Consider the following 18450-nt stretch of genomic DNA (forward strand, 5'->3'; position numbering starts at 1 on the left):
GGGCGGTCGGAGGTCGGCGTAGGGTCGCCCTGTGTTCGTCCGCAGCATCGTCGCCGACGCCTTCGGCACCAACTGCTACGTCCTCGCCCCGGGCCCGGGCGAGGAGTGTCTCGTCGTCGACCCCGGGATCGGGGTGACCGACCGCGTCGCGGAGGTCCTCGCCGAGCACCGGCTGCGTCCGGCCGCGGTGCTCCTGACGCACGGCCACGCCGACCACGTCTGGTCGGTCACGCCGGTGTGCGGGGGCACGACAGCCGCCTACATCCACGGCGACGACCGCTACCGGCTGGAGGACCCGCTCGCCCTGCTCGGCGAGCCGGTCCGGGCGGCCCTCGAGCAGCAGTTCGGCCGGGCCGCGACCTGGCGCGAGCCCGAGACGGTCGTCGAGGTGACCGACCGGCAGACCCTGGAGCTGGCGGGGCTGCAGGTGGACGTCGCCCACGCCCCGGGGCATACCGAGGGCTCCGTGGTGTTCGGCCTGCCGGCCCTGCCGCACGGGATCCCCGCGGACGACCTGGACCGCACCGTGCTCTCCGGCGACGTCCTCTTCGCCGGGTCGATCGGCCGTACCGACCTGGCCGGGGGAGACCCCGCCGCCATGCAGCGGTCCCTGCGTGACGTCGTGCTGCCGATGGCCGACTCCACCCTGGTGCTGCCCGGGCACGGCCCGGCGACCACGATGGCCCGTGAGCGCACCACCAACCCCTACCTGCAGGGGCTTGCCGGCTGACCACGGTCGCCACGCCGGCCCGAGCGGGCACCTCGCGGGCCGCCCCTCCACTCACGACGCGTCGTTGCGAGAGCCACCTGATGCATCACGTGTTCCTGACAGCAAGGCGTCGCAGGTAGCCGGTCCGCTGGCCGGGAGGCCGCTCGGCCCTCGATACACTCGCCCGGTGATCACCCCCCGCACGCCGTCCGGTGTCCTCGAGCTGCTGCCCGCCGAGCAGATCGCCTTCCAGCGCATGCTGGACGCCATCCGCTCCGGCTACGAGCGGTTCGGGTTCCTGCCGATCGAGACGCCGGTCTTCGAGCGGTCCGACGTGCTGCTCACCAAGACAGGGGGCGAGACCGAGCGCCAGGTCTACTTTGTGCAGTCGACCGGGGCGCTGGAGAAGTCCCGCGAGGCGGACACGTCCGCCGAGGGGCCCGCGCTGCCCGAGATGGCGCTGCGCTTCGACCTGACGGTCCCGCTGGCCCGCTACGTCGCCGAGCACGAGCACCAGCTCACCTTCCCCTTCCGCCGCTACCAGATGCAGCGGGTCTACCGCGGCGAGCGGCCCCAGCGCGGCCGGTTCCGCGAGTTCTACCAGTGCGACGTCGACATCATCGGCAAGGACGAGCTGTCGGTCCGGCACGACGCCGAGTGCCCCGCGATCATCCACGCTATCTTCACCGACCTGGCGATCGGCTCGTTCACGATCCAGGTCAACAACCGCAAGCTCCTGCGCGGGTTCTACGAGGACCTGGGCATCACCGACGCCGAGCAGCAGGCGGCCGTCCTGCGCGAGGTCGACAAGCTCGACAAGCGCGGCCCCGACCACCTGCGCAGCACGCTGACCGGTGCGGGCTTCGGCCTGGCCGACGAGGTCGTCGAGCAGATCCTCGCCTTCGTGCAGGTGCGCTCCACGGGCCATGACGACGCCCTTGCACGTCTCGCCGAGGTCGAGCGCGGCTCCCGCGGCAGCGCCTCGCTCGCCGAGGGTGTCGCCGAGCTGCGTGAGGTGCTCACCCTCGTGCGTGCCCTGGGCGTGCCGGAGAGCGACTACTGCCTCAACTTCTCGATCGCGCGCGGGCTGGACTACTACACCGGCACCGTCTACGAGACAACGCTGGACGAGCACCCGCAGATCGGCTCGATCTGCTCCGGCGGGCGCTACGACAACCTGGCGGGCCAGTACACCAGGTCGCGCCTTCCCGGTGTCGGCATCTCGATCGGGCTGTCCCGCCTCTTCTGGCAGCTGCGCGAGGCGGGGCTGCTGGAGGCCTCGACGGGGGAGTCCACCGTGCAGGCGCTGGTGCCGCAGGTCGACGCCGAGCTGCTCGACGACCAGCTCGCCCTCGCCTCCCAGCTGCGCCACGGCGGGATCAACACCGAGGCCGTCCTGGACGGGGGCAAGCTCGGCAAGCAGCTGCGGTATGCCGATCGCGCCGGGATCCGTTTCGTCGCCATCCTGGGACGCCAGGAGGTCGCCGACGGCACGGTGACGTTGAAGGACCTGCGGCGGCAGGACCAGTTCACGGTGCCCCGCACCGAGGTCGTCTCGGCCCTGCGGGTCGAGCTCGCCCAGCCGCAGGTCTGAGCGGCCGGGCGGAAGCTGGAGGCGCGGGTGCCTCCCTAGCCCCCGGAGACGTCGACCGACAGGATGCTGATCGGCTGGGCCGGCGGGCTGCCGTTGGGGTCGTCGGTCTGGCCACCGGCCGCGGCCACGCCCTCGACGATCTCCATCCCCTCGGTGACCCGGCCGAAGACGCTGTAGCCGCCACCCTCGGTGGGCAGCTGGGTGTCGTCGTAGACGATGAAGAACTGGCCTCCGTTGCTGTTCGGGTCCGAGGTGCGCGCCATCGCCAGGGTGCCGGGCGGGTAGAGCCCGTCCGCCGGGGCGTTCTCGATGCCGTAGCCGTAGCCCGGGCCGCCGGCCCCGGTGCCGCTCGGGTCGCCGCACTGGAGCACGAAGATGCCCTGGGTCGTCAGCCGGTGGCAGGGGCTGTCCTCCCAGTAGCCCCGCTCAGCCAGGAACTCGAAGGAGGCCACCGTCTGCGGAGCGTCGGCGGCATACAGCTCCACGACGAGGTCCCCGCACGTCGTCTCGACCGTGGCGGCGAGGGTCGCGGGGTCGCCGCTCTTGGGCGTCGGCAGCTCCTCCGGCCCGAACATGAGGGGCTCGGCGGGTGGCTCGGGCGGGTCGGCGCATTCGAGCGGGCCGGCGGCCGACCCTGTGCCCGAGGGCGCGGAGGCGTCAGTGCCGGGGAACGTCGCCTCGCCGCCTCCGCAGGCGGAGAGCGCGAGGGTGGCGGCGGACAGGGCGAGCAGGGCGCGGCGCATCGTTCTCCTGGGCGGCTGGGGTGGCGAGGATGCTACCCCAGTCCCGGCCGGCCCGGCCGGGACTCACTCCATGGTGCGATGCAGGCTGCCCGCCCCGCCTCCGCCACCGCCGCCGCCACCACCGGCGCCACCGAGCAGGACCTGCGGCTTGGAGAGCAGGTCCTGGCCGGGGCCGGTCACCAGGCGGTGCGCCGGGGTGTCGGGCGTAGCCCCCGCGCCGACGGTCACGCCGGCGGTGAGGACCAGGGCGGTGACGAAGCTGCCCGCCGCCAGGCGGGTGAAGGTGGTGTGCATGGTCGTCCCTTCCGGTACGGGCGCCGGCGCACCGGCGCGGGCCCGCGGCGGCGCGGTCCCTGCGTTCACAGTGCGCCGTGGGGGTATCGGCCCGGCGCCGGTGCGGTATCGAGCGGGTATCGCCGGCATCGACGGGCTCGTGGGCCGGGTGCCGCAGGCGCGGAGGGGCCGGGGGAATGTGTTAGCGTACTAGCGCGTTAGCACACCCGGCCGCGCCTGGTCCTGGCCCTGCACCGCTCCCCACCTCCGGAAGGCTTCTCCAGAATGAAGCGACGCAGCACCGTCGACGACACCGCCCTCGCGCGGCTGTGCGACGTGCTGGCGCGCCTGGACGGTTCCGAGGCGGTCCAGAGCTTCCTGGAGGACCTGTGCACCCCCGCCGAGCTGGAGGCGCTGTCCGACCGGTGGTGCGTCGTGCCGCTTCTGGCCGAGGGTGTGTCCTACCGCCAGATCCACGAGCGCACCGGCGTCAGCGTCACCACCATCGGCCGCGTCGCCCGTCATCTCGAGGGCGGGGCGGGAGGCTATCGCGCCGCGCTCTCGGTCCGCTCGGCCGCAGCCGGCGGGGAGCCGGAGCATCTGGCCCGCTGAGCCCCGCCCCGCGACCGTGGCGCCCGACAAGACCGTGCGGTCACGTCCGCGCCCCTGACCATCCAGCACCCGTCGGGACCCCTGCCCGCCTCCCCGTCCGGAAGGACACCATGACCCCGCCCGCCCAGCCCCGCGAACGCCTCCGCGTGGCCATCCAGAAGTCCGGCCGCCTCGGCGAGCCGGCCCGCGAGCTGCTGGCCTCCTGCGGCCTGACGTGGCGCGAGAGCCGCGACAAGCTCTTCCTCTACGGCGAGTCGCTGCCCGTCGACCTGCTGCTGGTGCGCGACGACGACATCCCGGGCCTCATCGCCGACGGCGTGTGCGACGTGGGCATCGTGGGCCGCAACGTCCTCGTCGAGCACGGCCTGGAGCGCGAGGCGCAGGGACGCCCCGCCGACCTGACGGAGTGGCGCCAGCTCGGCTGGGGCACCTGCCGGCTCGACGTGGCCATCGACGACGCCGAGGAGTGGACCGGGCCCCAGCAGCTCGAGGGGCTGCGCATCGCCACCTCCTACCCGCGCACCCTGGGCCGCTGGCTGCAGGAGCACAGCGTCGACGCCGAGCCCGTGGTCCTCAACGGCTCCGTGGAGATCGCGCCCAGGCTCGGCCAGGCCGACGTGGTGTGCGACCTGGTCTCCACCGGCGGCACGCTGCGCGCCAACCAGCTCAAGCCGGTCACCACGATCCTGCACTCCGAGGCGGTCATCGCCGGTCCGTCGGCCACCCTGGACGACGGCCGCCAGGAGATTGCCGACCTGCTCATGCGACGCCTCGACGGGGCGCTGCAGCTCAAGGAGTCACGGCTGCTCATGCTGAGGGTCTCCCGCGACGGCCTGACCGACCTGCTGCCGCTGCTGCCCGACGGCCACGAGCCCACGATCACGCAGGTCGACGACCGCGACGAGGTGTCGGTCCAGGTGCTCGTGCACGGCTCGGTGTCCTGGGCCAAGCTCGAGCAGCTCAAGCACGCCGGTGCGCACAACCTCATGGTCCTGCCGGTCGAGGGGATGCTGGCATGAACGTGCTGACGTGGGCCGACCTGACCGCCCCGGAGCAGGCGGACGCCCTTCGCCGCGCCACCGCCGCGGCCGGTCCGGAGGTGACGGCCGGGGTGACCGAGATCCTGGAGCAGGTCCGCTCTGCAGGAGACGCGGCCCTGCGCGAGCTCACCGCCCGCCTCGACGGGGCGCAGCCGGAGGCCATCGAGGTGAGCGTCGCCGACCGCGACGCCGCAGCCGCGGGTCTCACCCCGGCCCTGCGGGAGGCCATCTCCGAGGCTGCCGGGCGCATCCGCGCCTTCCACGAGGCCGGCATGCAGCCCGGGTATGCCGTGGAGACCGCGCCGGGCGTGGTCTGCGAGCGCGTCGTCCGGCCGATCCGCAGGGTGGGCCTCTACGTGCCCGCCGGCTCTGCGCCGCTGCCCTCGACCGCGCTGATGCTCGGGGTCCCCGCCCAGCTCGCCGGTTGCCGCGAGGTCGTGCTGTGCACGCCGCCGCGTCCCGACGGCACCGCAGACCCGGCCGTCCTGACCGCCGCCGCCGAGTGCGGGATCACCCGCATCTTCCTGGTCGGTGGGGCGCAGGCGGTCGCGGCGATGGCCTACGGCACCGAGTCGGTGCCCGCCTGCGACAAGATCTTCGGCCCGGGCAACGCGTGGGTCACCGAGGCCAAGCGGCAGGTCTCCACCGCCGAGGGCGGCCCGGGGATCGACATGCCGGCCGGCCCCTCGGAGGTGCTGGTGATCGCCGACGCCGGCGCGGACGCCGAGTTCGTCGCCGCGGACCTGCTGAGCCAGGCCGAGCACGGCCCGGACAGCCAGGTCATCCTGCTGACCGACTCCCGGGAGCTGGCCGAGGCCGTCGCCTCCCAGGTCGAGGCGCAGGTCGAGGCGCTGCCGCGCGCCGACATCGCCCGCAAGGCGCTGTCGGCCAGCCGGCTCGTCGTCACCCCCGACCTGGAGACCGCGTTCGAGGTCTCCAACGACTACGCTCCCGAGCACCTCATCCTGTCCGTGCGCGACCCGCAGAGCTGGGTCGGCAGCGTGGACCGCGCCGGGTCGGTCTTCCTGGGCGACCACACGCCCGAGACCCTCGGCGACTACTGCTCGGGGACCAACCACGTGCTGCCGACGGCCGGCGCGGCCCGGTTCACCGGCGGCGTCAACGTCGCCGCCTTCCAGATCGCGATGACGGTCCAGCGCGCGACGCCCGAGGGCCTGGCCGCCGTCGGGCCGTGCGCCGTGGTGCTCGCCGAGGCCGAGCAGCTGCACGCCCACCAGCGGGCCGTGACCCGGCGGCTGGAGCGCCTGGCCCCGGCCGGGGAGGGACGATGAGCTCGGAGAGCCGGTCCCGGCCGGCGGCCGGTTTCCCCGCGCAGCTGGTCCGGGAGGACCTGCGCGGGTTCACCGGCTACTCGTCGGCCCGCACGAGCGCCCCCGGCGTCCCGGCGCGCATCTGGCTCAACGCCAACGAGTCCGGTGCACCGAGCGCGGCCGACCCCGGGGGCACCAGCCGGCGCTACCCCGACCCCCAGCCACCCGCCCTGGTCGAGGCGTTCGCCGACCTGTGGGCGACCACACCCGACCGCATGGTGGTCGGGCGCGGCAGCGACGAGATGATCGAGCTGCTGGTCCGGGCGCTGTGCCGCCCCGGCGGCGACGGGGTCGTCGTGAGCTCGCCGACCTTCGGGATGTATGCCGTGTCCGCGCGCCTGCACGGCGTCCCGGTCACCGACGTCCCGCAGTCCGACGACGGGCTGACCTGGCGGGTGGACACCCAGGCTCTGGCCCGGGCCGCCCGCGAGGCGGGGGCCCGCGTCGTCTTCGTCGCCTCGCCGGGCAACCCGACGGGCACCGTCGTGCCGCTGCGCGAGCTGGCGGCGCTGGCCGACGAGCTGGCCGACCAGGCGGTGGTCGTGGTCGACGAGGCCTACGGCGAGTTCGCCGAGCAGCGCTCCGCCGTGGCCCTGCTGGAGGAGCACCCGACCCTGGTGGTGCTCCGCACGCTGTCCAAGGCGCACGGGCTCGCCGGTGCCCGGGTCGGGATCGCCCTCGCCCACCCGGACCTCGCCCTGGTGCTGCGCCGCGTCCAGGCTCCCTACCCCGTCCCCGTGCCGGTGGCCCGGCTCGCTCTGGCCGCGCTCTCGGAGGAGGCCCTGGCCGCCACCCGCGAGCGGGTCAACGCGACCCTGCGGCGGCGGGACCGGCTGGGGCGGCGCCTGCGCGAGCTCGACGGTGTCCGGGCCGTCTACGCCAGCGACGCCAACTTCCTGCTGGTGCGCCACGACGACCCCGACGCGCTGCTGCATACCCTCGCCTCCGCCGGGATCGTGGTGCGCGACATGCGCCACCTGCCCGGCCTCGACGACGCCGTGCGGATCACGATCGGCACCGACGACGAGATGACCGACCTCGACTCCGCCCTCGACATCCCCCTGGGAGTGACCGACCGATGACCACCCGCCCCATCTGCTTCGTCGACCGCGACGGCACGATCATCGCCGAGCCCGAGGACTTCCAGGTCGACAGCCTGGCCAAGCTGCGCCTCGTCGACGGCGTCATCCCGGCGCTGCTGCGCATCCAGGACGCCGGCTACGACCTGGTCATGGTCAGCAACCAGGACGGGCTGGGGACCGACTCCTTCCCGCAGGAGCACTTCGACGCCCCCCACGACCTGCTCCTGCAGATCCTGAGCAGCCAGGGTGTGCGCTTCCGGGAGATCCTCATCGACCCGCACGCGGAGGGACCGGACGCACCGTGGACCCGCAAGCCGGGCATCGGCATGGTCGTCCACCTGCTCAAGGACAGGAGCGTGGACTGGGAGCGCAGCGTCATGGTCGGCGACCGGGAGACCGACCGCGAGTTCGGCACCAACCTGGGGATCCGCACCTACCTGCTGCCCCCCGCCGCCGGCACCGGCGTCGACCCGCAGGCGGCACCGGACCCTGCGGCCACCGCCACCCTCACCTGGGACCGGATCGCCCACGAGCTGGCCGTCCGGCCACGCACCGCGCACGTGGAGCGCAACACCGCCGAGACGCGGATCACCGTCGACGTGGACCTGGACCGCGCCGGGGGTGCGGACGCCGCCACCGGGATCGGCTTCTTCGACCACATGCTCGACCAGCTCGCCAAGCACGGCGGCTTCTCGATGACGGTCCGCTGCGACGGGGACCTGCACATCGACGACCACCACACGATCGAGGACGTCGCGCTGGCCGTCGGGGAGGCCGTCCGCACGGCGCTGGGCGACAAGCGCGGGATCGGCCGCTACGGCTTCACCCTGCCCATGGACGAGGCGCAGGCCACCGCAGCGGTCGACCTGTCCGGGCGCCCCTTCTTCCGCTACGAGGGCAGCTTCGACCGGCCGACGGTGGGGGAGTTCCCCACCGAGATGGTCGAGCACTTCTGGCGCTCCTTCGCCGACGCGATGCGCTGCACCCTGCACCTGTCGGTGACGGGGGAGAACACGCACCACCAGATCGAGGTCGGCTTCAAGGCCGTCGCCCGCGCGCTGCGGATGGCGCTGGCCCGCCAGGGTGACTCCACCGAGCTGCCCTCGACGAAGGGCGTCCTGTGAGCCTGCGCGTGGCGCTCGTCGACTCCGGCGGCACCAACATCGGCTCGGTCAGCTACGCCCTGGAGCGTCTCGGCGCGACGGCCCGCCTGACCGCCGACCGCGGCGACATCCTGGCCGCCGACCGGGTGGTCCTGCCCGGCGTCGGGGCCGCCGGGGCGGCCATGCGCCGGCTGCGCGAGCTGGACCTCGTCGAGGTGCTCCACGAGGTGCACGCCCCCCTCCTGGGCGTGTGCCTGGGTATGCAGCTGCTCTTCGGCCGCTCGGCCGAGGACGGCGGCGTGCAGACCCTGGGACTGGTGCCCGGGTCCGTGGAGCCGATCCGCGCCGACTACGGTGTCCGGGTGCCGCACATGGGGTGGAACGCGCTCACCGAGCTCGTCGACGACCCGTTGCTGGCCGGGATCGGTGAGGGGGAGCGCGCCTACTTCGTGCACTCCTACGCCGCCCCGGTCGGACCGTCCACCCTTGCCGCGACCACCCACGGGGACACCTTCACCGCCGTGGTCCGGTCGGGGCTGCGCTGGGGCGCGCAGTTCCACCCGGAGAGGTCGGCGGCCGTCGGCGCACGGCTTCTGCGAAACTTCCTCACGGAGGTCGACCGATGATGACCGACCTGCCCGACCGAACACGGAGTGATTCAGCTGTGAGCACCACCCGACCGTTCACCGTCTACCCGGCGATCGACGTGCGCAGGGGCACCGTCGTCCGGCTGCTCAAGGGGGACTACGACCAGGAGACCCGCTACACCGACGACCCCGTGACGGTCGCCGAGGGCTACGCCCGTGCCGGCGCCCGCTGGCTGCACCTGGTCGACCTCGACGCGGCGCGGGAGGGTCGCTACACCCTGGACGCGACGCTGGGCAGCATCGTGGACCGCACCGGCCTGATGGTGCAGACCGGCGGCGGGGTGCGCAGCGCCGACGACGTCCAGCGGCTGCTCGACGCCGGCGCCACCCGTGTCGTCGTGGGGTCCCTGGCGGTCCGGGACCCGGAGACCGTGGTGGGCTTCCTCGAGCGCTTCGGGCCTGAGGCCATCACCGTCGCCCTCGACACCCGCATCGCCGAGGACGGCACCTGGCGCCTGCCCGTCGACGGCTGGACCGACGTCGCCGAGCAGGACCTGGTCACCTGCCTGCACCGCTACGACGACTCGGGGCTGCGCCACGTGCTCACCACCGACATCGGCCGCGACGGCACCCTGGGCGGTCCCAACTTCCACCTCTACACAGCCCTGACCCGCTCGGCGCCGCAGCTGCAGGTGCAGGCCTCCGGCGGGGCCCGCAACGTCGACGACGTGCGCGCGGCCCGCCGCACGGGGTGCGCCGGGATCATCCTGGGCAAGGCGCTGCTCGAGGGCCGGCTGAGCGTCACCGACGCCATCCAGGAGGAGGGGCTGTGACGCTGGCCCGCCGCATCATCCCCTGCCTCGACGTCCGGGACGGCCGCGTCGTCAAGGGCACCCGCTTCCGTGACCACGTCGACATGGGAGACATCGTCTCCCTGGCCACCCGCTACGCCCGCGAGGGCGCCGACGAGCTCGTCTTCTACGACATCACCGCCAGTCCCGAGGGCCGCGCCGTCGACCTCGACTGGGTCACGCAGGTGTCCCGGGCGATCGACATCCCGTTCTGCGTCGCCGGCGGCATCCGCTCCGTCGACGCGGCGCGCGCCGTCCTGCACGCCGGTGCGGACAAGATCTCGGTCAACACCCCCGCCACCCAGCGCCCCGAGCTGGTCACCGAGCTCGCCGACGCCTTCGGCGTGCAGTGCGTCGTGGTCGGCGTCGACAGCCTGCGCGACGAGGACGGGGTATGGCGTATCCGCCAGCTCACCGGCAACCCCGACGCCACCCGGGCCCTGCCGGTGACCACCCTGGACTGGGTGCGCCACGTGCAGGAGCGTGGGGCCGGCGAGATCGTCCTCAACTGCATGGGCTCGGACGGCGTCAGGCAGGGGTATGACGTCCAGCAGCTCGCGGCGGTGCGGCAGGTGTGCCACGTCCCGCTCGTGGCCTCCGGCGGCGCCGGAGCGCCGGAGCACTTCGTCGAGGTGTTCCGGGACGCCGACGTCGACGGGGCCCTGGCGGCGACCGTCTTCCACAGCGGCGACATCGAGATCCCGGCGCTGAAGCGCCGGCTCGCCGAGGCCGGGGTGACCGTGCGCACCGTTCCGGAGCTGACGGCGTGAGCGTGGCGCTGCTCCCGGCCGGGACCACGGTGGACCACGTCGACTTCGCCAAGAGCGGTGGTCTGGTGCCCGGGGTCGTGCAGCACGCCCGCACCGGCCAGGTGCTCATGGTCGGCTTCCTCGACCGGGAGGCGCTGGAGACCACCCTGCGCACCGGGCTGGCGACCTTCCGCTCGCGCAGCCGCGGCACGAGCTGGACCAAGGGGGAGACCAGCGGCAACACGCTGACGGTCGAGCGGGTCGAGGTCGACTGCGACCGCGACACCCTCCTGCTGCACGCGGTCCCGGCGGGCCCCACCTGCCACACCGGCGACGCCACCTGCTTCGGCCCCGCCGCGGTCACCGGCTCGTTCGTGCACGAGCTCGACGACGTCGTCCGGGTCCGGGACCTCGAGCGGCCCGCTGGGTCCTACACCACGTCGCTGCTCGAGGGCGGCGTCCGCCGGGCGGCCCAGAAGGTGGGGGAGGAGGGCGTCGAGACCGCCCTCGCCGCGGTCGCCCAGGGCGACGAGGAGCTGCTCGCGGAGTCGGCCGACCTCGTCTACCACCTGCTCGTGCTGCTGCGCGCCCGTGGTCTCGGGCTGTCCGACGTGGAGCGGGTGCTGCGCGAGCGGCACGGCTGAGGCGGGGGCCAGGTGGGCTCGGCCGCGCCCACCCGCGTGCGGGGAACCGCGCGCACCGGCGTGCCGAGAAGCTGCGCCCACCCGCGTGCCGACAACAATGTCTCGCGCGGGTGAAGCTTCCCGCGTACGAGCGCTCTTTCCCCGCGCGGGGGAATCTTCCCGCGCACGAGCGCTCTCTCCCCGCGCGGGCACGTGTGTCTGCGCGAGAGGGTGGTCAGCGCGAGGGCGGCCTGCTGCGCAGACCGACCTGCGCGAGCTCCAGGTCCGCCAGCGCCCGCACCACCGCCCGGTCCCCGGACCGCCAGCCCTCGACCGGGTCCGGGTGCACCTGCCGCAGCCGGCGCGGGCTCTCGCGCACGAGCGCGCGCAGGGCCAGCAGCTCCTGGGTGCGCGGGTCGTCCAGGTCCCGCCCCAGGGCCGCCGCCCGCCGTGACCAGGACAACCGCACGACGCCCCACAGGAGCAGGACCAGCAGGACCGGCGTGGCGACCGACACGAGCGAGACGACCAGGGCCACCGTCCGCACGGAGGCCTCCAGGCGCTCGCCGGCCGCGACGAGGTCGGTGCCCACCCCGGCGGCGCCGGTGAAGGGTGACCCGAGCGAGCCGCCCACGACCGGCACCTCGACCACCCTGTCGGCCGCCTCGGTCATCCGGTCGCGCAGCGAGGTGCCGGCGTCCCGCAGCGGACCGGCGGGGGCGGCCAGCGTCATGACCAGCGCGTGGACCCAGCGGCCGACGAGGACCCACGCGACGACCCAGGCCAGGACGAGGAGGTCCGCGAGGACCTGACGGGACCGCCGGACGGGGGCATCGGCATACCAGCGCATGCGGCCAGTGTGACCCAGCAGGAGGTGCGGGCCGCGGACCTCCGGCGAGGCTGCCCCTCCGTCCCGCAAAGCCCTGGGATGATCGGCGGCGTGAGCTCGTCCGCACCGGCCCGGCCGCACCAGGCCCAGGCACGCCGCACGCCGCTGCGGCGCGCCGTCGACGGCTGGCTGGACCACCTGCGCGTCGAACGGGGCCGCTCCGAGCACACCCTGCGCGCCTACCGCCGCGACACCGACCGTTACCTGGCCTTCCTCGGGACCGCGGGGGTGTCGGCCCCCGAGGACGTGCGCGAGCAGCACGTCACCGACTTCCTCGCGCACCTGCGGCGCGGTGACGAGGAGCACCCGGCGCTGGCCGCCACCTCGGCCGCGCGCGCGATCGTCGCCGTCCGGGGCCTGCACCGCTTCCTCGCGGTGGAGGGGGAGGTCGAGGCGGACCCGTCGCGGGAGGTCCAGCCCCCGGCGCCCCCGCGACGCCTGCCCAAGGCGCTGCCGCTGGACGAGGTCGAACGGCTGCTGCAGGCCGCGTCGGTCGGCGACACCCCGGCCGCGCTGCGCGACCGGGCGCTGCTGGAGGTGCTCTACGGCTGCGGCGCCCGGGTGAGCGAGGCGGTCGGCCTGGACGTGGACGACCTGGAGCTGGGGCGTGCGGAGGACGGCACCGGGGGAGTGGTGCGCCTCTTCGGCAAGGGCTCGAAGGAGCGCATCGTGCCGCTGGGTCGCTACGCCCGGAACGCCCTGGACGCCTGGCTCGTGCGCGGGCGGCCGGAGATGGCGCGCGCCGGACGGGGCACCCCCGCAGTCTTCGTCAACGCCCGGGGCGGCCGGCTGTCGCGCCAGTCCGCCTGGACCGCCATCCGGGCCGCGGCCGAGCGGGCCGGCCTGCGGGCCGAGGTCTCGCCGCACACCCTGCGCCACTCCTTCGCCACCCACCTGCTGGACGGCGGCGCCGACGTGCGCGTCGTGCAGGAGCTGCTCGGGCACGCGTCGGTGACCACCACGCAGATCTACACCCACGTCTCGACCCAGCACCTGCGCGAGGTCTACGCGCAGGCGCACCCCCGGGCCCGCGGCTGACGCCAGGGCCGCGCCGCGGGCTGGTCGGCGGGATCGGGCGACCCTCGACCTCAGGTCGAGGTTGACGCACGGCCGGGTCATCGCCGTGCAGCCGTTAGTGTCTCCCTTGATCGGCGGGACGCCGACAGCGCAGATGCGATCGAGGCTGGAGAGATACGTGAACCGCGAGGCAACCGCGACGTACGAACGCCTGCCCGGCACCGAGGACACGGGTGTGGGCCAGGACGGGCCGACCGGCCGACCCCTGCCCGACTTCCCGGTCCCCGCGCCGCTGAACGGCCACGGCCCCGCACGCATCATCGCCATGTGCAACCAGAAGGGCGGCGTCGGCAAGACCACCACCACGATCAACCTGGGTGCGGCGCTGGCGGAGTACGGCCGCAAGGTCCTCATGGTCGACTTCGACCCGCAGGGCGCGCTGTCGGTCGGTCTCGGGGTGCGCACCCACGAGCTCGACGTGACCGTCTACAACCTCATGGTCGAGCGGGGCCACGACATCCGCGACGTCATCCAGACCACGCGGGTCCACAACATCGACGTGCTGCCCGCCAACATCGACCTGTCCGCCGCCGAGGTGCAGCTGGTGGGGGAGGTCGCGCGCGAGCAGATCCTCTCCCGGGTGCTGCGCCCGGTCCTCGACGACTACGACGTCATCCTCATCGACTGCCAGCCCTCGCTCGGGCTGCTGACCGTCAACGCCCTGACCGCCGCGCACGGCGTGGTGATCCCGCTGGAGTGCGAGTTCTTCGCCATGCGCGGGGTGGCGCTGCTCATCGAGACCATCGAGAAGATCACCGACCGGCTCAACCCGCGGCTGGAGATCGACGGCATCCTGGCCACGATGTACGACGGGCGGACGCTGCACTCCCGCGAGGTCGTCCGCAGCGTCGTGGACCACTTCCAGGACCAGGTCTTCCACACGGTCATCAGCCGCACGGTGAAGTTCCCCGACGCGACCCTGGCGGCAGAGCCGATCACCTCCTACGCCAGCACCCACGCCGGGGCCGAGGCCTACCGCCAGCTGGCGCGCGAGCTCATCGCGCGCGGCGGCGCGCCCTGACGGTGACCACCGCCCCGGCGGCGGCACCGCCGCCGGCCACCCCCGGCGGTGTGCTGACCCGCACGCGGGCCGGTTTCGAGGTGCACCTCGACGTCTTCTCCGGCCCCTTCGAGCTGCTCCTGGGACTCATCGCCAAGCACCGGCTGGATGTCACCGAGATCGCCCTGGCCAGGGTGACCGACGAGTTCGTCGCCTGGATCCGTGCCGCCCAGGCGGCGCAGGACGACTGGGACCTGTCCGAGGCCAGCGAGTTCGTGCTGATCGCCGCGACCCTCCTCGACCTCAAGGCCGCCCGGCTGCTGCCGAACGCCCGTGAGGACGACGAGGAGGACCTCGCCCTCATCGAGGCCCGCGACCTGCTCTTCGCCCGCCTGCTGCAGTACCGCGCCTTCAAGCAGGTCGCCGGCGAGCTGCGCCTGCGGATGGAGGGGGCCGGGCGGATCTTCGCCCGCGACGTGGGCGTGGAGGAGCGCTTCGCCTCCCTGCTGCCCGAGCTGGTCCTCACCGTCACGCCGGAGCAGCTGGCGATGATGGCCGGCCGGGCGATGATCCCCCGGCCGCCGCCCACCGTGGGCGTGGGCCACCTGCACGCGCCGCAGGTCTCGGTGCGCGAGCAGGCGTCCCTGGTGGTGCACCGGCTCCGCGAGCGCGGCACCGCCACCTTCCGCGAGCTCGTGGCCGACGCCGACAGCACGCTGGTCGTCGTCGCCCGCTTCCTGGCGCTGCTGGAGCTCTTCCGCGACACCGTCGTCGCCCTCGACCAGCCCGAGGCGCTCGGCGAGCTGACCGTGCGCTGGACCGGCCCCGACAGCGGTGACGTGGAGGTCGGCGACGAGTTCGACGAGGATGGGGGCACGACGAGCGATGGGTGAGCACGTGGACGACCAGCAGGGTGAGCCGGCGCAGCCGGCGGACGAGGGCGAGCAGGCCGTCGCCCTCGCCCTCGACGACCTCCCGGGAGGCGCCCGCGCGGCGGTCGAGGCGGTGCTGATGGTGGTCGACGAGCCGGTCACCGAGGAGGCGCTCGCGGCCGCGCTGCAGCTCTCCCCGCAGGACGTCGGAGCGGTCCTGGACGAGCTGGCCCAGGAGTACGCCCACGCCGAGCGGGGCTTCACCCTGCGGCGCCTGGGTGGCGGGTGGCGGTTCTACAGCCGCCCCGAGCACGCCCCGGTCGTGGAGCGGTTCCTCCTGGGCGGTCAGCAGGCCCGCCTCACCCAGGCGGCTCTCGAGACGCTCGCCGTCATCGCCTACCGGCAGCCCATCAGCCGGGCCCGCATCGGGGCGATCCGCGGCGTCAACGTCGACGGCGTCGTGCGCACGCTGCTCGCCCGTGGCATGGTGACCGAGGTCGGTCAGGACCCCCCGGCCGGGGCGGTCCTCTACGGCACCACCGACCTCTTCCTCCAACGCATGGGACTGGACTCCCTCGACGACCTGCCGGCGCTCGCCCCCTACCTGCCCTCGGCCGAGGTGCTGGAGGAGCTCGCCGCGGAAGGACTGGCATGAACGACGGACGCAGGAACGGCGGATCCGGGCGCGGCGGCGGCACGCCCCGCGGCGGCGGTCAGGGAGGCCGCGGCGGCGGCTCCCGGGGCGGCGGTCAGGGAGGGCGTGGCGACGCCCCCCGTGGCGGCGGGGCAGGACCGCGTGGCTCCGGGCGACCGACACGTCGCTCGACCGACGGAGGGACGGCCGGGCCGCGGCGGGCCGGGGCCGCCACGCCGCCTCGCCGGCGTCCGCAGCCGTCGGCGCCGACGCCCGACCTGGACGTGCACGACCCGGAGGGCGTGCGGCTGCAGAAGCTGCTGGCCGCCGCCGGGTTCGGCAGCCGCCGGGCCTGCGAGAAGCTGATCGAGGACGGCCGGGTCCAGGTCGACGGGCAGGTCGTGCGCGAGCAGGGGGTGCGCGTCGACCCTGCCCGGCAGGTCGTCCACGTCGACGGTGACCGCGTGGTCGTCGACTCCGACAAGGTCTACCTGGCCTTCAACAAGCCCGCCGGGGTGGTCTCCACCATGCAGGACGACGAGGGCCGGCCCTGCCTGGCCGACTACGTCGGGCACCTGTCCCAGCGTCTCTTCCACGTCGGGCGGCTCGACTTCGACACCGAGGGCCTCCTGCTGCTGACCAACGACGGGGAGCTGGCCCACCGTCTGCAGCACCCTGCCTACGGGGTGCCCAAGACCTACGTCGCCCAGGTGCACGGCGTCGTGGGCCGCGACGTGGGGCGCCGGCTGCGCGACGGCGTCGAGCTCGAGGACGGCCCGGCGAAGGTCGACTCCTTCAAGCTCGTCGACTCCCTGCCCGGGCACTCTATCGTCGAGGTGGTGCTGCACGAGGGCCGCAAGCACATCGTGCGGCGCATGCTCGACCAGGTCGGCTTCCCGGTGGAGATGCTCGCCCGCACCCAGGTGGGCCCGGTCCAGCTCGGCGAGCTGCGCCCCGGCCGTTACCGGGCGCTCGCGGCCGAGGAGGTCGCCCAGCTCTACCGGGCCGCCGGTCTCTGACCGGCCCCTGGGGCGTCCGGCGTGCCGCAGGTATGCCGTTAGGCTGGGTGGGTGCCTGCCTCCCCGATCACCATCGCCATCGACGGTCCCAGCGGCTCGGGCAAGTCGTCGGTCTCCAAGGCGGTCGCACGGACCCTTGGCCTGGCCTACCTCGACACGGGCGCGATGTACCGCGCGCTCGCCTGGTGGTGCCTGGAGCGTGGGACGGACCTGACCGACCAGGCCGCGGTCGCCCAGGCGGCCCGTGACCTGCCGCTGCACGTCGGCACCGACCCGGACGCCGCCGACGTCCGCGTCGACGGCACCGACGTCACCGAGGCCATCCGCCAGACCCGCATCTCCAGCCAGGTGTCCGCCGTCGCCACCAACCTGGACGTGCGCGCCGAGCTGCGCCGTCGTCAGCGCGAGCTGATCGACTCCCTCCGTGCCGAGCGCGGGGGCGTCGTGGTCGAGGGGCGCGACATCACCACGGTCGTCGCACCTGACGCCGACCACCGCATCCTCGTCACCGCCTCCGAGCAGGCCCGGCTCGCGCGCCGCGCCGCCGAGCTGCACGGGGGCACCGCCGAGGAGCACCTGGCCGCCACCCACGACCAGATCGTGCGGCGCGACCGGGACGACGCCACCGTGAGCGCCTTCTTCGAGCCCGCCGACGGCGTGACCGGCCTGGACACCTCCGACCTGACCTTCGAGCAGTCGGTGCAGGCCGTCCTCGACCTCGTGACCGGTCGACTGGCGCCGCAGCCGGCACCGCAACCCCATACCCCCGACCTCCAGGAGCACCGATGAGCCTGCCCGACGCACCCGCCAGCAGCGACAAGATCGCCGCCTACGCCCACCCCGAGCGGCTGGTCACCACCGAGTGGCTCGCCGAGCACCTCGGCGACGACGGTCTGGCCGTCCTGGAGTCCGACGAGGACGTGCTGCTCTACGACACCGGTCACATCCCGGGGGCCCTCAAGCTGGACTGGCACACAGACCTCAACGACCCATTGACGAGGGACTACGTCGACGGCGAGCGGTTCGCCCAGGTGATGGGCGAGCGCGGCATCGCCCGCGACACGACGGTGGTGATCTACGGCGACAAGTCCAACTGGTGGGCCGCCTACGCCCTGTGGGTCATGACGCTCTTCGGGCACGAGGACGTGCGCCTGCTCGACGGCGGCCGCGCCGCGTGGATCGCCGAGGGCCGCGAGCTGACCACCGAGGTGCCGGCCGTGGAGCCGGCGACCTACCCCGTCGTGGACCGCGACGACACGCAGGTCCGCGCCTTCAAGGACGACGTGCTGCAGCACCTCGGCCGCCCCATGGTCGACGTGCGGTCCCCCGGGGAGTTCTCCGGGGAGCTGCTGCACATGCCCGACTACCCCCAGGAGGGGGCCATGCGCGGCGGCCACGTCCCGGGGGCGCGGTCCGTGCCCTGGGCCCGGGCGGCCAACGAGGACGGCACCTTCAAATCCCGCGAGGAGCTGGAGGCCATCTACCTGCAGGAGCAGGGCCTGGACCCCTCCGACGACGTCGTGGCCTACTGCCGCATCGGTGAGCGCTCGAGCCACACCTGGTTCGTCCTGACCCACCTGCTCGGCTTCGACAAGGTCCGCAACTACGACGGCAGCTGGACCGAGTGGGGCAACTCCGTCGGCGTGCCGGTGGAGCGCTGAG

Annotated in this window: 21 protein-coding genes; 18 read left to right on the forward strand and 3 right to left on the reverse strand. The window is 73.9% G+C overall.

The genetic code is table 11. The features are described from left to right. The first annotated feature begins 31 nt into the window (after positions 1–31). Both K330_RS0109735 and hisS read left to right on the forward strand, forming a co-directional pair. The gene (locus K330_RS0109735; protein ID WP_022921645.1) at positions 32–730 is read left to right on the forward strand and encodes an MBL fold metallo-hydrolase; all 699 of its coding nucleotides are present in this window, start codon (positions 32–34) and stop codon (positions 728–730) included. Between the two features lie 166 nt (positions 731–896). Next, positions 897–2303, forward strand: coding sequence for a histidine--tRNA ligase (gene hisS, locus K330_RS0109740; protein WP_022921646.1), 1407 nt, complete (start codon positions 897–899; stop codon positions 2301–2303). Positions 2304–2338: 35 nt separating this feature from the next. On the opposite strand, the gene K330_RS0109745 is transcribed toward hisS, so the two are convergent. Next, positions 2339–3046, reverse strand: a complete 708-nt coding sequence (locus K330_RS0109745; protein WP_022921647.1) for a peptidylprolyl isomerase — start codon at positions 3044–3046, stop codon at positions 2339–2341. Positions 3047–3109: 63 nt separating this feature from the next. Continuing rightward, entirely contained in the window at positions 3110–3340 is a 231-nt protein-coding gene (locus tag K330_RS23685; protein ID WP_022921648.1) for a hypothetical protein, read from the reverse strand. Positions 3341–3604: 264 nt separating this feature from the next. Here K330_RS23685 and K330_RS0109755 point away from each other — a divergent pair, with 264 nt between their 5' ends. The 9 genes from K330_RS0109755 (at position 3605) to hisIE (ending at position 11318) form a co-directional block, all read left to right on the forward strand. Further along, positions 3605–3931 (forward strand): YerC/YecD family TrpR-related protein, encoded by a 327-nt coding sequence (locus K330_RS0109755; protein ID WP_022921649.1) that lies wholly within the window; start codon positions 3605–3607, stop codon positions 3929–3931. A 110-nt stretch (positions 3932–4041) separates the two neighbouring features. Continuing rightward, positions 4042–4950: an ATP phosphoribosyltransferase gene (hisG, locus tag K330_RS0109760; protein ID WP_022921650.1), complete on the forward strand. Its 909-nt coding sequence runs from the start codon at positions 4042–4044 to the stop codon at positions 4948–4950. After that, positions 4947–6263, forward strand: a complete 1317-nt coding sequence (gene hisD, locus K330_RS0109765; RefSeq protein WP_022921651.1) for a histidinol dehydrogenase — start codon at positions 4947–4949, stop codon at positions 6261–6263. Before hisG ends, hisD begins: the two co-directional genes overlap by 4 nt. Then, entirely contained in the window at positions 6260–7384 is a 1125-nt protein-coding gene (gene hisC, locus K330_RS0109770; protein ID WP_022921652.1) for a histidinol-phosphate transaminase, read from the forward strand. Before hisD ends, hisC begins: the two co-directional genes overlap by 4 nt. Then, complete coding sequence (gene hisB / locus K330_RS0109775) at positions 7381–8508, forward strand: bifunctional histidinol-phosphatase/imidazoleglycerol-phosphate dehydratase HisB (protein WP_022921653.1); 1128 nt, start codon at positions 7381–7383, stop codon at positions 8506–8508. The genes hisC and hisB overlap by 4 nt, the downstream gene beginning before the upstream one ends. Next, on the forward strand, positions 8505–9113 hold the full coding sequence (hisH, locus tag K330_RS0109780; protein ID WP_022921654.1) for an imidazole glycerol phosphate synthase subunit HisH: 609 nt from the start codon (positions 8505–8507) through the stop codon (positions 9111–9113). Before hisB ends, hisH begins: the two co-directional genes overlap by 4 nt. 38 nt (positions 9114–9151) lie before the next feature. Then, on the forward strand, positions 9152–9907 hold the full coding sequence (gene hisA, locus K330_RS0109785; RefSeq protein ID WP_029202521.1) for a 1-(5-phosphoribosyl)-5-[(5-phosphoribosylamino)methylideneamino]imidazole-4-carboxamide isomerase: 756 nt from the start codon (positions 9152–9154) through the stop codon (positions 9905–9907). After that, positions 9904–10695 (forward strand): imidazole glycerol phosphate synthase subunit HisF, encoded by a 792-nt coding sequence (gene hisF / locus K330_RS0109790; RefSeq protein ID WP_022921656.1) that lies wholly within the window; start codon positions 9904–9906, stop codon positions 10693–10695. The genes hisA and hisF overlap by 4 nt, the downstream gene beginning before the upstream one ends. After that, positions 10692–11318, forward strand: a complete 627-nt coding sequence (gene hisIE, locus K330_RS0109795; protein WP_022921657.1) for a bifunctional phosphoribosyl-AMP cyclohydrolase/phosphoribosyl-ATP diphosphatase HisIE — start codon at positions 10692–10694, stop codon at positions 11316–11318. Before hisF ends, hisIE begins: the two co-directional genes overlap by 4 nt. Positions 11319–11532: 214 nt before the next feature. On the opposite strand, the gene K330_RS0109800 is transcribed toward hisIE, so the two are convergent. Further along, complete coding sequence (locus K330_RS0109800; RefSeq protein ID WP_022921658.1) at positions 11533–12147, reverse strand: hypothetical protein; 615 nt, start codon at positions 12145–12147, stop codon at positions 11533–11535. A gap of 78 nt (positions 12148–12225) precedes the next feature. Between K330_RS0109800 and xerD the strand changes: the two genes are divergently transcribed. From xerD to K330_RS0109835, 7 genes are all read left to right on the forward strand, one after another. Beyond that, positions 12226–13224, forward strand: a complete 999-nt coding sequence (gene xerD, locus K330_RS0109805; protein ID WP_022921659.1) for a site-specific tyrosine recombinase XerD — start codon at positions 12226–12228, stop codon at positions 13222–13224. A gap of 133 nt (positions 13225–13357) precedes the next feature. Beyond that, positions 13358–14284 (forward strand): ParA family protein, encoded by a 927-nt coding sequence (locus K330_RS0109810; RefSeq protein WP_051145552.1) that lies wholly within the window; start codon positions 13358–13360, stop codon positions 14282–14284. Between the two features lie 2 nt (positions 14285–14286). After that, on the forward strand, positions 14287–15156 hold the full coding sequence (locus K330_RS20455; protein WP_022921661.1) for a segregation and condensation protein A: 870 nt from the start codon (positions 14287–14289) through the stop codon (positions 15154–15156). A 4-nt stretch (positions 15157–15160) separates the two neighbouring features. Next, a complete protein-coding gene (scpB, locus tag K330_RS20460) occupies positions 15161–15790 on the forward strand; it encodes an SMC-Scp complex subunit ScpB (protein ID WP_040658027.1) in 630 nt (209 codons plus the stop codon). Then, positions 15787–16788, forward strand: a complete 1002-nt coding sequence (locus tag K330_RS0109825) for a pseudouridine synthase (RefSeq protein ID WP_022921663.1) — start codon at positions 15787–15789, stop codon at positions 16786–16788. The genes scpB and K330_RS0109825 overlap by 4 nt, the downstream gene beginning before the upstream one ends. 51 nt (positions 16789–16839) lie before the next feature. Continuing rightward, on the forward strand, positions 16840–17577 hold the full coding sequence (gene cmk / locus K330_RS0109830; RefSeq protein WP_022921664.1) for a (d)CMP kinase: 738 nt from the start codon (positions 16840–16842) through the stop codon (positions 17575–17577). Continuing rightward, the gene (locus K330_RS0109835) at positions 17574–18449 is read left to right on the forward strand and encodes a sulfurtransferase (protein WP_022921665.1); all 876 of its coding nucleotides are present in this window, start codon (positions 17574–17576) and stop codon (positions 18447–18449) included. Before cmk ends, K330_RS0109835 begins: the two co-directional genes overlap by 4 nt. The last annotated feature ends 1 nt before the right edge of the window (position 18450 follow it).

Source organism: Ornithinimicrobium pekingense DSM 21552, assembly GCF_000421185.1.
GTDB lineage: Bacteria > Actinomycetota > Actinomycetes > Actinomycetales > Dermatophilaceae > Ornithinicoccus > Ornithinicoccus pekingensis.